12 protein-coding genes, 1 tRNA gene and 2 pseudogenes are annotated in these 12621 nt (G+C 63.8%); 7 read left to right on the forward strand and 8 right to left on the reverse strand.

From position 1 onward, the window contains the following. Window positions 1-174 precede the first annotated feature (174 nt). Window positions 175-1155 carry an ABC transporter substrate-binding protein gene (locus QA634_RS14285; protein ID WP_012332649.1) on the forward strand — a complete coding sequence of 327 codons (981 nt, stop codon included), beginning with the start codon at window positions 175-177 and terminating at the stop codon, window positions 1153-1155. 199 nt (window positions 1156-1354) lie between these two features. Next, a pseudogene (locus QA634_RS14290) lies at window positions 1355-1783 on the forward strand (IS5 family transposase); the annotation flags it as partial. 77 nt (window positions 1784-1860) lie between these two features. Here the strand turns inward: QA634_RS14290 and QA634_RS14295 are convergent. After that, window positions 1861-2145 (reverse strand): hypothetical protein, encoded by a 285-nt coding sequence (locus tag QA634_RS14295; RefSeq protein ID WP_265576610.1) that lies wholly within the window; start codon window positions 2143-2145, stop codon window positions 1861-1863. A gap of 86 nt (window positions 2146-2231) precedes the next feature. Then, window positions 2232-2642 (reverse strand): annotated as a pseudogene (locus tag QA634_RS14300) (site-specific integrase). Window positions 2643-2933: 291 nt separating this feature from the next. On the opposite strand from QA634_RS14300, the gene QA634_RS14305 reads away from it, so the two are divergent. After that, window positions 2934-3010: transfer RNA gene (locus QA634_RS14305), tRNA-Arg, on the forward strand. Window positions 3011-3423: 413 nt separating this feature from the next. Here QA634_RS14305 and QA634_RS14310 read toward each other — a convergent pair. Further along, window positions 3424-3792: a PRC-barrel domain-containing protein gene (locus QA634_RS14310; protein WP_012332651.1), complete on the reverse strand. Its 369-nt coding sequence runs from the start codon at window positions 3790-3792 to the stop codon at window positions 3424-3426. A 372-nt stretch (window positions 3793-4164) separates the two neighbouring features. After that, window positions 4165-4353, reverse strand: coding sequence for a hypothetical protein (locus QA634_RS14315; RefSeq protein WP_018260679.1), 189 nt, complete (start codon window positions 4351-4353; stop codon window positions 4165-4167). Here QA634_RS14315 and QA634_RS14320 point away from each other — a divergent pair. Next, a complete protein-coding gene (locus tag QA634_RS14320) occupies window positions 4261-5076 on the forward strand; it encodes a hypothetical protein (RefSeq protein ID WP_265576648.1) in 816 nt (271 codons plus the stop codon). The genes QA634_RS14315 and QA634_RS14320 overlap by 93 nt on opposite strands. On the opposite strand, the gene QA634_RS14325 is transcribed toward QA634_RS14320, so the two are convergent. Continuing rightward, on the reverse strand, window positions 5007-5999 hold the full coding sequence (locus QA634_RS14325) for a mechanosensitive ion channel family protein (protein ID WP_012332652.1): 993 nt from the start codon (window positions 5997-5999) through the stop codon (window positions 5007-5009). The genes QA634_RS14320 and QA634_RS14325 overlap by 70 nt on opposite strands. A gap of 13 nt (window positions 6000-6012) precedes the next feature. Further along, complete coding sequence (locus QA634_RS14330) at window positions 6013-8262, reverse strand: cation:proton antiporter domain-containing protein (protein WP_012332653.1); 2250 nt, start codon at window positions 8260-8262, stop codon at window positions 6013-6015. Between the two features lie 548 nt (window positions 8263-8810). Between QA634_RS14330 and QA634_RS14335 the strand changes: the two genes are divergently transcribed. Further along, window positions 8811-9062, forward strand: a complete 252-nt coding sequence (locus tag QA634_RS14335; protein WP_012332654.1) for a hypothetical protein — start codon at window positions 8811-8813, stop codon at window positions 9060-9062. Window positions 9063-9150: 88 nt separating this feature from the next. On the opposite strand, the gene QA634_RS14340 is transcribed toward QA634_RS14335, so the two are convergent. Beyond that, window positions 9151-10197 (reverse strand): GGDEF domain-containing protein, encoded by a 1047-nt coding sequence (locus tag QA634_RS14340; RefSeq protein WP_012332655.1) that lies wholly within the window; start codon window positions 10195-10197, stop codon window positions 9151-9153. A 597-nt stretch (window positions 10198-10794) separates the two neighbouring features. Between QA634_RS14340 and QA634_RS14345 the strand changes: the two genes are divergently transcribed. Next, window positions 10795-11157: a response regulator transcription factor gene (locus QA634_RS14345; RefSeq protein WP_012332656.1), complete on the forward strand. Its 363-nt coding sequence runs from the start codon at window positions 10795-10797 to the stop codon at window positions 11155-11157. 779 nt (window positions 11158-11936) lie between these two features. Here QA634_RS14345 and QA634_RS14350 read toward each other — a convergent pair. Further along, window positions 11937-12116: a hypothetical protein gene (locus tag QA634_RS14350; RefSeq protein WP_012332657.1), complete on the reverse strand. Its 180-nt coding sequence runs from the start codon at window positions 12114-12116 to the stop codon at window positions 11937-11939. A 215-nt stretch (window positions 12117-12331) separates the two neighbouring features. Between QA634_RS14350 and QA634_RS14355 the strand changes: the two genes are divergently transcribed. Then, window positions 12332-12610 carry a hypothetical protein gene (locus tag QA634_RS14355; RefSeq protein WP_012332658.1) on the forward strand — a complete coding sequence of 93 codons (279 nt, stop codon included), beginning with the start codon at window positions 12332-12334 and terminating at the stop codon, window positions 12608-12610. Window positions 12611-12621 lie beyond the last annotated feature (11 nt).

The raw sequence follows: 12621 nt of genomic DNA on the forward strand, positions 1-12621 counted from the left end.
GGGATTCCTCCGGCCAACACCGTAGGGCGGGACGCCCTCGCATCAAAGAGCATCCCTTGCATCGCGTTGCCACTTGTCACGCTTCAACTCGCTGGCCCTCAGGGTTTTCGCGGCTTTCACAAACGATGCATGATGTTGTGCTTTCGAACTTGACACCAACGACCGGTGGGACGGATGCGAGTAAGTAGACGCTGGTTTATCTATTCGGGATTTGGCGCTGCCGTTAGTTGGTCACACGCCCTTGGTCAGGGCGCAAGACAGTGGCGGATCGGACATGTAGTTGCCGGCAGTAACGAGTCGTTACGCCGTTTGACGCAGGCGATGCGCACGTCTCTTGATGATATTGGATTGCTAGAGTCTGATGTCAAAATGATACCACGAGTCGAGTTGCGACCTATTCTGGTTGCGGAGACCATAAGAACACTGATCTCGGAAATAGACATACTTGTTACGTCGGGAACTGTGGTTGCCGTAGCTGCTAAGAAAATTGCACCATCATCACTTCCGATCGTTTTTCTCTCGGTTGGTGATCCTGTAGCAATAGGACTGGTAGAAACTTTATCGCACCCAGGAGCCAACATGACCGGAGTAATGTTTGAAGCAGCGATGGAGACGTATGGGAAACGGCTTGAGTTCCTAAAAGAATTGAAGCCGGGTTTATCCCGCGTAGCCGTGCTTCGTGCGAAAAATGATCCCAACGTCGTTCCGGCAATGGTTGCTCTCGACCGCTTGGCACATCAATATGCTGTTTCATTGGCTGGATTTGATTTTGATGGGCCAGAACAGCTGGAAGGCATTTTCGAAAAGGTAGAAGCAGCCGGGTCGGAGGCGATGGTTGTCGTATCCGGTTCGCTCACGTTCGCGCATGGAAAAAAGATCGCCGATTTAGCCATCGAACACAAAATACCAACAAGTGGAGGCTTCAAGGAGACTGTTGCAGCTGGTGCCCTCGTGAGTGTGGGACCCGATCTGCCCGGCATGTCGAAACAAGGCGCAGATTACATTAAGAAACATATACAAAGGGTTAAACCCGCCGACCTACCTGTTCAACAGCCCACCCGCTACGAGGTTGCTGTAAACATGAGAACTGCAGAAATGGTCGGCCTCCAAGTACCACAGTCAATACTAGTCAAGGCAGATATAATCATCGAGTGATGTCGGATCCTCTATCCAACCAGTTTTGAGACCGGAATGCTACGTCTCCAACGCGGTGTTTACCCCCAAATGTCGCGGTCATCCTACTGGCTAGAACCTTTGCTGGCGGTCACACCACGTTTCGATTGAGGCTCCTACGAAAACTCGGGATATGGGAGCGAACGCAGAGTGCCGACTAGGGCCTGTTGTCGCTTGAACCCGAGACGATCGTGAAGCTCTTGGCGGCTCGCGTGGCGGCTATGGCACCAAGGCCTGCGTGATCGCCGACGGGCGAGGACGCGCCATCGCGTTCCGCATCGTGCCCGGTCAGGCGCACGAACTGCCCCACGCCCTTCCGCTGCTCAATCAGCTTCCGGGCGTGCCGAAGTGGGTGGTGGGTGACCGCGGCTACTCCAGTCATGGCTTCCGCAAGGCGATCTGGACTGCCGGTGCACGGCCAGCGATCACGACCAAGGCCAACCAGGCACCGCTTGCCTGTCCTGAGTGGATCTACACCAACCGCAACATCGTCGAGCGGCTGTGGGCCCGGCTCAAGAAGTGGCGGGCCGTCGCCACCCGCTACGAAAAAACCGCCGTCAGCTTCATGGGCGTCCTTTGTTTGGCCGCCACTCTCGAGTGGATCAAGTGACGACAGGCCCTAGCTTCCGATTCACGTCCAAATCGGGGAACACTCTCTGAAACCCCTGGGCTTCGCCGCGTTGCAGGTTAGCTGCTCATATCCTCAACCATCCTCCCGAAGCTGACCTTCCCGTGTCCGGCCATCACCTCTCTGGACAGGATCTCCACCGCATTACCATTAAGGTCGTATCTGACGGCGCGGTTGGGGGCGTAGTTGATGACGAACCCCCGTGGTCTGCCGAAGAAGGGTATCTGGTCGGATTTGAAGGAGAGAAGACGCTGATTCAGTCCGCTCAGCGCCTGCCTTACGAACGTGTGCCGGGGTCGTGTGGTATCCAGTTCCAGCTTGAGCAGGCGGTCGATCCCGATCATGCAGGCGAACGTGATCAGGCTTGGAACCGTTCTCTCACACTGGATGACCGCGTAAGGTCTGAATAGACGACCTCGTATCTGTTCCGTCATCGGTCGCCACCCGCCGCTTTGTCGAGTTTCTTTGCAACCTCTTCGGCTTTCGGGTGGGTGTAGCGGAACAGCATGGCAGGCGTTCGATGCCCGCTGACCATCGCGACCTCGGGCACGCTCAAGCCAGCCTCGAACAGCCGTGACACTGCCTCGTGCCTCAGATCGTGAAAGCGGAGATCAGGTATCCCGGCTCTCTTCCGCATTCGCCTCCATGCCTACTCAACCGCTCTGGGAGACACAGGGAACACGCGGTCAGAGGTTCGTTCCATCCCCGAGAGGGTCTGAATGGCGGTTGGGGATAGCGGGACTGTTCGTGGATAACCGTTCTTGGTCCTCTGCACCCTCACCGTTCGAGTTTGGAGGTTCACGTCGGCCCAGGTGATGGAGGGCCGTTCCCCACGGCGCATCCCAGTTTCGATAGCCAAGGTGATGAGGGGCTTCAGGTAGGTTGCTGATTGGGGCGTTGGGAGCGTCTCTGATCCTCGTCCCGTCCCCTTCAAGAGCCCTGCTTTCGTGATGCAACAGAATGGTTTGTTCGCGGCTCGAGCCCGTAGCTATGTCCTCACCGGCTGTCACACTGCTGTCACACCGCGACCGATGAGCGACCGATTGAAAGTGGTTGCATCCAATGACGTGGTTGGGTAGATTTTTGGCGTAACAGATTGGCGGACTGAGGTTTTTTCTCGACACGGCGGTCAGCACCCGTAGCTCAGCTGGATAGAGCGTTGCCCTCCGAAGGCAAAGGTCACACGTTCGAATCGTGTCGGGTGCGCCAACCTTTTCAAGAACTGAGTTCTCCCGCGATCCTCTCCTGTCCAATCGCTGTCCAATAAGGGCTCGTGAATGGCGGTGGAATCAGTCGTCACGAATCGCGGGTGTCAGGCCGCCTGACGCCACCGCTCGACGCGGTCGAGCCGGACACCGGCCCTTTTGGGGCACGCCTTGACCCCAACCGCCGAGGAGAGCGCACCAGCGGTGAAGGCTGAGCGCACGGCGCGGAGTCGGGTTGATCTGGCTCAGGCCCCGCCCAGCGGCGCCTGACGTTCATGATACCGAAAGTGCCTGCGAGGAGCTCTCCGCGCGGGTGTATGGCGACCGATCAGCCACGTGGCCGCCCAGGTCGGAGCCACCTCGGGCGGAGACGCTCGCGTCACACGAGGATCAAGCGCAAGGCGATCTTACACGAACTTACAAGGGATACCTTATGTAGAACTCGGCGAGTTGCTCCCTCTGGTGCCCCGACAGGAGAGCCTCGTCACCACGAGCGAACTCGGGTGCGTTGCGCAGCTGCTCCTCCGTGATGTTCGTTTTGTAGCCGCCGAGCGCCGTGTCGTAATGCAGCTGTTCCCACGGGATCGTATGGGTCTCGGAACCCACGCCCAGGAAGCCACCGAATGTGGTGACGGCATAAGCGACATGGCCGCTGATCTTCTCGATCACGAGACGTTTGATCGTTCCGATCCGCTTCCCGCTGGCAGCGTGAACAGGGGTTCCCTCAATGCGGTCACTCTCAATGAGTGGGTGGCTGAGAGCCGATGAAGCGTCCGTCTCTGCCATGCGAACCCTCCCTTCGAGAACTCGGGGGCGCGATTCTAACCGAGGAGACGAACAGCTTCCAGGTCAACTCGCGCACCCTAAGTGCCTGCTGCGGCCAAGCTGATGCGGCTCGATGGATGGCGCGCAGGCTGACAGCCAGCCGTGACTTAACAGGAGCGCGTCTGATCCGAGTCCGGCGAGCGGAAGCGGCGTCGTTTGAGGATCTCGACAGAGCCTTTGACCGCGTGCCGGCCATGCGGCAGCACCCAACCCGTTGAGCGCCAGGGCTCTCCCGCTCAACCTCTAGTGCCGGGGCATGGAGGACAGCCATGGTGCAGTTCGGCCCCATCCTGAATTGGACCCGAGCGATACGCCGCCTTCACGCTGCGCGCGTCACTCAATTTCCCGCATGGCTCGCCTGAGGCGCAGCACGGCTTCAAGCTGTCGGGCGAGATCGTCGACCTTCTCTCCGAGGCGATCCCCGAACTGATCCCGGGTGCGCCCGACCTTGAGGGCGCGACGCAGCACAAGCGCAGCCTCAGGGTCTTCACGGCCTCCGACCACGGCGGGCGCGACGTCCATTACGGCATCCGCGAGCACGCCATGGGCGCGATGATGAACGGCATGGCGGCCCGCGGCGGCGTCGTGCCGGTGGGCGTCACCTCCCTCGTGTGCTCCGACTACCTGCGCCCGACCCTTCGCCTCGCCGCCATGATGGGGCTGCCAGTGCCCTTCGTGTTCACGCAGGATTCCATCGGCATCGGCCGCAACGGCCCCACGCACCGGCCCGTGGATTACCTTGCGTCCCTGCGCGCCATTCCCAACATGCTGGTGCTGCGCCCCGCCGATGCGGTTGAGGCGGCCGAGTGCTGGGAGATCGCCCTGAACCATCGTGCCGGGCCGTTCTCCCTGATCTTCTCGCGCCAGTCATGCACGCGATGCCGCGGCAGGGCACTGCGTTCGAGCCCGCGTAAGGGCCGACATCGCGGACAGGAGGCCGGACCGACTCCCGAGCGGGAGCGACGCCCGAGGGAGGGAGGAGAAGACGGCGCCGATTTTGCAGCAGCGGCCTCGCGTCGGCTGCGGTTTCAACCGAGCCGCCCCGCACCCAGCCGACCCCATCAAGTGCCGCACGAGCACGGAGAGACCGCAGGCAACCGAAAGCGTCGAACGCTCTGGATCGAGCTGCCGCCCATTGACCCCTTAGAGAACACAATCGGTCAGCCGGAATCCTTTCATCGAGCGCTCGGGCCGCGACCCGACTCTGCGCGGACGCTCAGCACCGGTGCACCCACCAGTTCATAGGCCGTTGTCGCAATCCCGATTCCACCTTCTTCGAAGCGATCCAGGATCTCGCGGCTCATCGCGCTCTTCAGCTCTCTCACCCCATGCGTGCGCGTCAGAAAGCGCACAGTGACTTCGAGCCAGCTGTTCGTCAGGCGCAGGTAGATCCTCGGCTCCACGCCAGCATTCGGGAGATCGTAGCGGCGCTGCAGCTCTGCCGCATCCTCCGCACCGAGATCGGTGACCCGGTCCACGTGCTTGTGCACTGACTCCAGCAGGATCTCCTCCGCTCTTTGCCGATCGGCGCCGTAGCGGATCGGAACCGTCATCTCCTCCCAAATGTACGGGAATTCCCGCGTGTAGTTGTAGATCGGCTCGTCGAACACCTTCGCGTTCGACACCGTAACCACCCGCCCGGTGTACTGCCGAGAGTGCACCCATGTTGACGATGGGCCAGTCGATGCCGAGGTAACCGAGGCGGGCTCGCCCATCTCCAAGATCGTTGTCTGCATGAACGAGAGTGCCAACACGTCTCCGCGCACGCCTCCCATGACGATCCGGTCCCCCAGGTTGAAGGTCCCGCCCTGCAGAATGACCACGTAGCCCGCCACCGCCGTGATGACCCGCTGGAGCGCGAAGGCGAGCCCTGCGGTGACCAAGCCGAGAGCCGTGGCGAGGCGCGCCGGATCATCAAACCAGATCGAGAGAACGCCCAGCAGCAGGAATGCCGCTACAGCGACATGGACGCCTTGGCGCAGCCAGAAGGCCGTGCGCTTGTCCCGGACGTGATGGCCGACCCGACCAGCGACCCAACGCAATCCTCGGCCCAGCAGCACCACCACCGCGACGAAGGCCAGAGTGAGGAGCAGCCGCCGTCCGTTCTCGGGCGTGACGCCGATCAGGGTGACGCCGAACACGTGTAGGGCTGTGCCCGAACCGGCCATCGCGCCGTCCGCCTCAGTTCGCCACGAACAGGATGGAGCGGTCCGACGCCTCGAGGATGGTGTCGGCCACGCGGCCGAGTTGAAGGACCTCGCCGGGCCGGCGTGCCACCCCCAGGACCACGAGAGTGTGCCGACCGAGACGAGCCTGCCGCAGCACCGCGTCACCGGGCGTGATCGCGTTCTTGGCGAGGGTGCGAAGGGCAACACCGTAATGGTCCGCCATGGTCACCGCCTCCTTGAGAACAGCGTCGCCTCCCCGCCGCAGGCTCGCCCAGCGTCTCAGTCGCGGGCGCCCGGGCCGCTTGCCCGCGCCTTCCTCATCCGGAACATAGAGCACCGTTACGGATGCACTCGCGGCATGTGCGAGCGTCAGCGCGACGTCGAGGCCCCGGCGGGAGATGTCCGTTCCGTTGATCGGGACCAGGATGTCGAGCGGCCCATCCTCGGGATGGCTGACGTGCGGTCCGCGCGCGGCCACGATGGCCAGAGGGCCCGCGAAGCTGCCTGCAACGGTCGACACGGCCGCATTGAACCCGCCGCCCGGCCCGGTGGTCGGCTCGATGCCCACCACCAGGAGGTCGTAGCCCTTCGCCGCCTCCTGGGTCACAGCCTCCTCGAGCGGCGCCCCTGGCTGCTGCTCCAGCACGTCGAGCCCCGGCGCGACCTCCTCGTTCTGCCGGGCGAGCCGGGCCTGAACGACCTCGGCCGCGCCGCGCACGACCCTTTCGAGACCTGGCTCCCGTGCGGCTTCCTCCGCCGCCGTTCCGAGCCGGATCACCGTGACGGGCATGCTGCGTGCGCCGGCAATCAGGCCGGCAAGCCGGGAGGCGAAGCGACCCTTGGCGGTCTGGTCGGCGACGACGAGGAGGCGCTCGAGATTGGCCACGAAGCCGCGCTCCTCGAACTCTTCCCGTGCGAGCCGCGTGCGCTCGGCCTCGTCGAGTGGGAGCCGGGCAAGAGCCCAGCGCAGCATCGGCGGCATGGCCAGCGTGGTGATCACCGCCATCGCCACGATCATCGTGAACAGGTTCTGGGACAACGCCCCGATCGACAGCCCGATGGTCGCGACGATCACCTCGGTTGAGCCGCGCGCATTCATGCCGCAGGCCAGCGCGAGCGACTCGGGCGGACGCAGGCCCCCGAAAACACCGCCCGCGAAGGCGCCAGCGAATTTTCCCAGGCTGGCGACCGCCACCAGCCCGGCGGTCAGGAGCAGGAGGTGCGGGTCGCGCAGGATGGTCAGATCCGCACTCAGTCCGGCAAGCCCGAAGAAGACCGGTGCGAACAGGGCCGTGATCAAGCCGCGGAGCTGCTCGTCGATCTGCCGGGTGAGGATCGGCGACTGGCCGACCAGGAGACCCGCCATGAAGGCGCCGAGCACCGTGTGCACGCCGATGGCGTGGGTGGCGAGGGCCATCAGGCCCATGATGATCAGGATGGTGGTGATGACCGCCGCCTCGCTGACCAGGGTGTCGTTGGCCCAGCGGATTGCCAGGAAGACGAACCGCCGTCCGAGCGTGAAGCTCAGGGCCAGGAACAGCGCCGTTCCGGTCAGGCTCTGGGCGAGGCTCCAGACCTCGACCCGCCCGTGCAGGGCGAGGCTGAAGGTGATGGCGATGATCACCCAGCCGATGGTGTCGTCGATGATGGCCGAGGCGACGATCACCTGCCCGACCTTGCGGCGCAGGAAGCCCATCTCGCGCACCACCATGGCGACGATCTTGACCGAGGAGATCGAGAGCGAGGTGCCGAGGAACAGGGAGGTGACGAGGCGAAGCTCCGGCTTGGGGAGGAGGGAGGCCGGCAGGAACTCGCCGAGGGCGAAGCCGAGCGCGAAGGGAATGGCGACGCCGGTGACGGAGACGCTGATCGCGGCACGCCGGACCCGGCGCACGAGAGCGAGGTCGGTCTCCATGCCGGTCATGAGGAGCAGGAGCAGGATGCCGAGTTGAGCCACACCGCCGAGCATCGCCTTCTGTTCGGGGCCGGGTGGGAACAAGCCGTGCTGCAGGTCGGGCAGGAGGGCTCCGAAGACGGACGGTCCCAGAAGGATGCCGGCCATCAGCTGGCCCATGACGCTCGGCTGACCGATGCGCTGCATGAGTTCGCCCAAGAGACGACCGGCCGCGAGGAGGACGACGATCTGAGCGACGAACAGGAGTTCGGAGGGATGGCCAGCCGCGCCGCCATCAGCAGCGAGGACGGTCAGCGGCCATCCCGCCAGCAGGCCGACAACTCCGATTGCCAACGTCGCCACCCGCATGTGCACCCGCTCCACGTCTCAGCGGGCACCAACGTGCGAGAGGCCAGATCGGGACAGGGAATCTGCTTCTCGTGTTCTCCGCCGGCTTCGCGACAGCTCACGCTGATGGCCAAGGCTGGGGCAAGACGCGCGGCTCGGCCGACGCCGCGGAAGGGCCGAGATGCGCCACTTTCGGATTTTCGATCAGAGCCGCCGGAACGGCCGCTCGACGCTCCATAGCGGCAATTCGAATTCGGCGTGAGCCTCCATGGCGGTCCCGCCGAGTCGCATCAGGCGGGCGCATGGAACCAGCGTCACAGATCTCCGTGGCTGATGGTGGGCGGCTCGCTGTGGCTCCGACCCCTGATGACCAAAGGCCCGGGCGGTCGTGGCGTTAGAAGCCGACGATGTACCCATGATGATCGCGCTCGGCGCGCTTGGCAGCGCTCGCGCCATGTTGCGCAGCAGCAAATACTGATCACGTAAAATACGACTTGACAGCGCCACGAGCACAATGAAGCCTGTCAGTGGGAAGCCAGGATCTTTCGCCCAACGAGGCGAGGCATCGAATGACGTGCCGCTGTGACTGCTCGCAACCGCGCGAGGAGAACAAAATTGCTGCGCTCAATTATCGAGCGTACCTGATCGACGCCGGTGATCACATCTTCGGCGTCAAGCTCTTGGACGCAGATGATGACGTCGAAGCGTTGTTCAAGGCGCGCGCCCTCAACGTCGGCTGCGCCGTAGAGATCTGGGACCGCACGCGGCGCGTGATCAGGCTTCGGCAGCGATACGCCAAGGTCAGCACACCCACGATCTAGCCGCAATCCGTCAGCACGCCTGGCCTGCACCGCTTGACGGGTGGGCGGAAGGTCTGTGGGTGCGCTCCACCCCGCAGATCGTGAGTCGTCAGGCGAGGCAGATGCGATCCCGGCCCTGGCCCTTGGCCGCGTACAGGGCCGCGTCGGCCCGCTCGATGAGCGCGCCCTGCGCCTCGCCCGGCCGGGCTTGCGCCAGCCCGCCCGACAGCGTCAGCGCGCCGATGTCCCGCCCCGTCTCGCGCTTGATCAGCCGCTTGCCGCGCAGCCGCTCGCAGATCTGCTCGGCCACCGTCAGCCCGCTCTCGGCATCCACGTCGCTCAGGATCAGCGCGAACTCCTCGCCGCCGTAGCGGGCCACGAAGTCGCGCCCCTTCACATTGTCGGTGAGCAGGCGCGCCACCAGCCGCAGGACCTGATCGCCCGTGCGGTGGCCGTGCGCGTCGTTGAACAGCTTGAAGTGGTCCACGTCCAACAGGACGAGGCAGAACGGGCCGGCGCCCTCCGCCTTGGCCTGGGCAAGCTGGCGACGCAGGCGCGCGGTGAAGGCGCGCCGGTTGGCGATCCCGGTCAGGGCGTCGACGCTCGCCTCCTGGCGCACGCTGGCGAGGTTGCGCTGCAGCTTGCCGATCCGCTCGCCTGCCTGACGCAGCTCGCCTTCCAGCTCGGCGTTGCGGGCGCTGACGCGGGCGGTCTCGCGGGTGAGCAGGGCCACGGACTGCATCAGCATCGCGGCCGAGGGAGCGGCGCCGAGGCGATCGTTGCAGGCACTCAGGACCGAGCCGTAGGTGGCCAGGGCCTGCGCGCTGCCGGACAGGGCCGCGGCGAGCCGGCCCGCCTCGCTCTCCAGGACCTCGGCCCCGTCATGCACCGCGTCGAGATCGATCTCCGGCAGAGGCGGGGAGCTCCCGTGCTGTGCCAGGGATCGAACACGCGCCAAGAGCGGCCCGAGATCCGCGTCCGGGAGCGCGCGGCTGTGATGGCGGAACAGCAGTTCGAACCCGGCAGGGCTCGGGTGGAGGCCGTGCTCGCGAATGGTGTCGAGTGTCGTGGCCACGAGGGCCTGAAGGTAGGACCAGAGCCCATCCTGCTGTGGGGTGGACGCGCGGGTGGACACGCGTTGGGCGGATGTCGGCATGGGGCGATGCTTCCGTTCAGCGATCGCTGTCGAGCGGGCCGAACCCGATGAGGTTGCGGTACATGATCCCTGCTGAGAAATGCCCGTCAGCTCTTAAATCAAAGTTGCTCTTGACGGCTCGTCGAGAGCTGAATTGGACTAGTCCGCAACGCGCTACAGAGCGAGGTGGGATGGATTAGGTCAAGTGGGGTAGAGAACGCCATCGCCGCGACCAGGGCTGCATGCGCTGCGAGCGGGGTCCAGCGGCTGAGGCTTGCGTGCGCACGAGGTAGTCCGGAAGGTCGGCCGCGAGCTGACAGCCGGCAGGAGACCCCCGTGCGCCCCTCGTGGCGGGCAGCACGGCCAAGGAGATCGGCCGGGCCCTCGCCATCCGCCCGCGGGCGGCAGCGGCTTACCAAGCCGAGAGCATGGAGAAGAGGCAGGCCGGCCGCCTGTCCGAGCTGGTGCGCCGGGCCGTTCTGAGCGGGCTGGAGCGAGCCTTGAGAGACATCAATTTGGAGTCAGGGTTGGGCCGGTAGATTGCCCCTTGCGGACGGGGAGGATGGCCCAATCCGGCCCCAGACCCCAGACCCCAGACCGCAGGATCAGGAGCCGGTCATGCCCATCTTCATCGCGGACGATGATCCTGCTGTCCTGAGCTCCCTGCAGTTCCTGCTCGAGAGCGAGGGCTACGCGGTCGCGGCTTTCGGCAGCGGGGCGGCGTTGCTCTCGGCCTTCCCCGGCCCGGCGCCGGGCTGCGTGATCCTGGACGTCATGATGCCTGGCCTGAGCGGGCTCGATGTGCTGCGCCGGCTGCGTGAGCTGGACGTGCACGCGCCGATCCTCCTGACCACCGGTCATCCGGACCCGAGCATCCGCGAGCGGGCGCGGGAGGCCGGGGTCCCCCTGCTCGAGAAGGGGCTCTCGTCGGAAGCGCTGCTCGCGGTTCTGGCGCGCACGCGCGAGGTGGGCTCTGCCTGAGAGGGCCATTCCCGGAGCCTGCCCGCCCAGAAACCCTGCGGACACGGCGACGTGCGGATCGCACGTGGTGTCAAGCTCGTCCTCACCCAAAGTGGTGGGAGTCTTCTGGACTATTCTATTGTATGCCGAGTCTATGCGCGAAATTCTCAATATTCGATTGAATATATTGCGTGTTGCTGACTCTCACCCTCGCTCTGCATGCTTCCATTGTCATGCCATAATACAAATCTCCGCTAGACTTATAAGAAGCACATTGCATGTGTGGTATTATAAAATTGAATCCCGCGTATATTGATGATAAAATTATCAAAATGACTCCAATCTTGATGTATTTCGGCACATACTGGAAAGCAGATGGATTTTTTGTCGCTTTGCTCGCGCCAAAGGTGTTCTGCTTCATCACCGCGTCATTTTCTGCGTGCCTTCCCGAGACAGCTCTTTCGAGCCGTGCTCGAGGGATCGATCCGTGCTGGCGCATCTCTATGCTCTCAACCTGAAGCCGACTGATACTGACTATCTCAGTTTAAAATTCTACTAGTTTGCAAAACGTAAATATACCGAATTGATCAGCAAATTTTGACCGGAGCCGCCGAAGCGGCGGCACCGAACTTCAGCACTACCTTCGAAGATAACGAATCCGAGTTCCTCATCAAATTTGGATCGAGGCCCATGCACATGGCTGTGCTCTCAACATCCGTATTTCGGCGCCCGCCCCCGCGTCCACGGCAGCCGCTCCTTGAGCTTGGATCGAGGCAGCCGGCCGCGACGTGGGGGCGAGATCAGAAGCTGGAGGCCAGCTTCGTCAGGAGCAGGAACCCAGCCGCCACGATCGCCAACACGATCGCGACGCCCGCGAACATCAGGTCGCTGTAGCCGGTACATAGCGGGTAGCCGAGCGCGTCCGGCACTTTGCACGGCAGCGAACCGAGATCCTGCAGCAGCTTCTCAAGCTTCGTCATCGCGCACCTCGACCTGCCTCCCTGACGAGGGACGGATCGCCCCCGCCCGCAGTCTTGATCCCATCCGGCACAGATACGTTCGTCGCCCTCTAGTTCGCGTTCTGGTACTTGGTCGGTCCTGCGCTCATGGTGTCATCACACAGAGTAACAACTCGTTACTGGTCCCGTCCCTCTCCTGCTTGAGGTGCAATCAACCTCGCAGGACGTCTAAATCTATGGCCGGGACGGTGACCTCCCGAAACGAGGATAGGAGGGCGGCCGAGCGCGCGCCGAGGTTCCCGCAAGGCCGGGTGCTGCTGCCCGGCGTTGAGCCGGTCAAGTGCCTCGTCCGGGACAGAACGACAACGGGGGCCAAGCTCGGCCTCGCGGCGGAGGTCGCGCTGCCCCTCGCCTTCAAGCTGCTGCTGATTGAGGAAGATGGGGAGCTCCCGGTCGAGGAGCGCTGGCGGCGCGGAGACTGGGTCGGCGTCCAATTTCGCCCGAGCAGCCCGTGACAGGATCGGTG

It is taken from the genome of Methylobacterium sp. CB376, assembly GCF_029714205.1.
Lineage (GTDB): Bacteria > Pseudomonadota > Alphaproteobacteria > Rhizobiales > Beijerinckiaceae > Methylobacterium.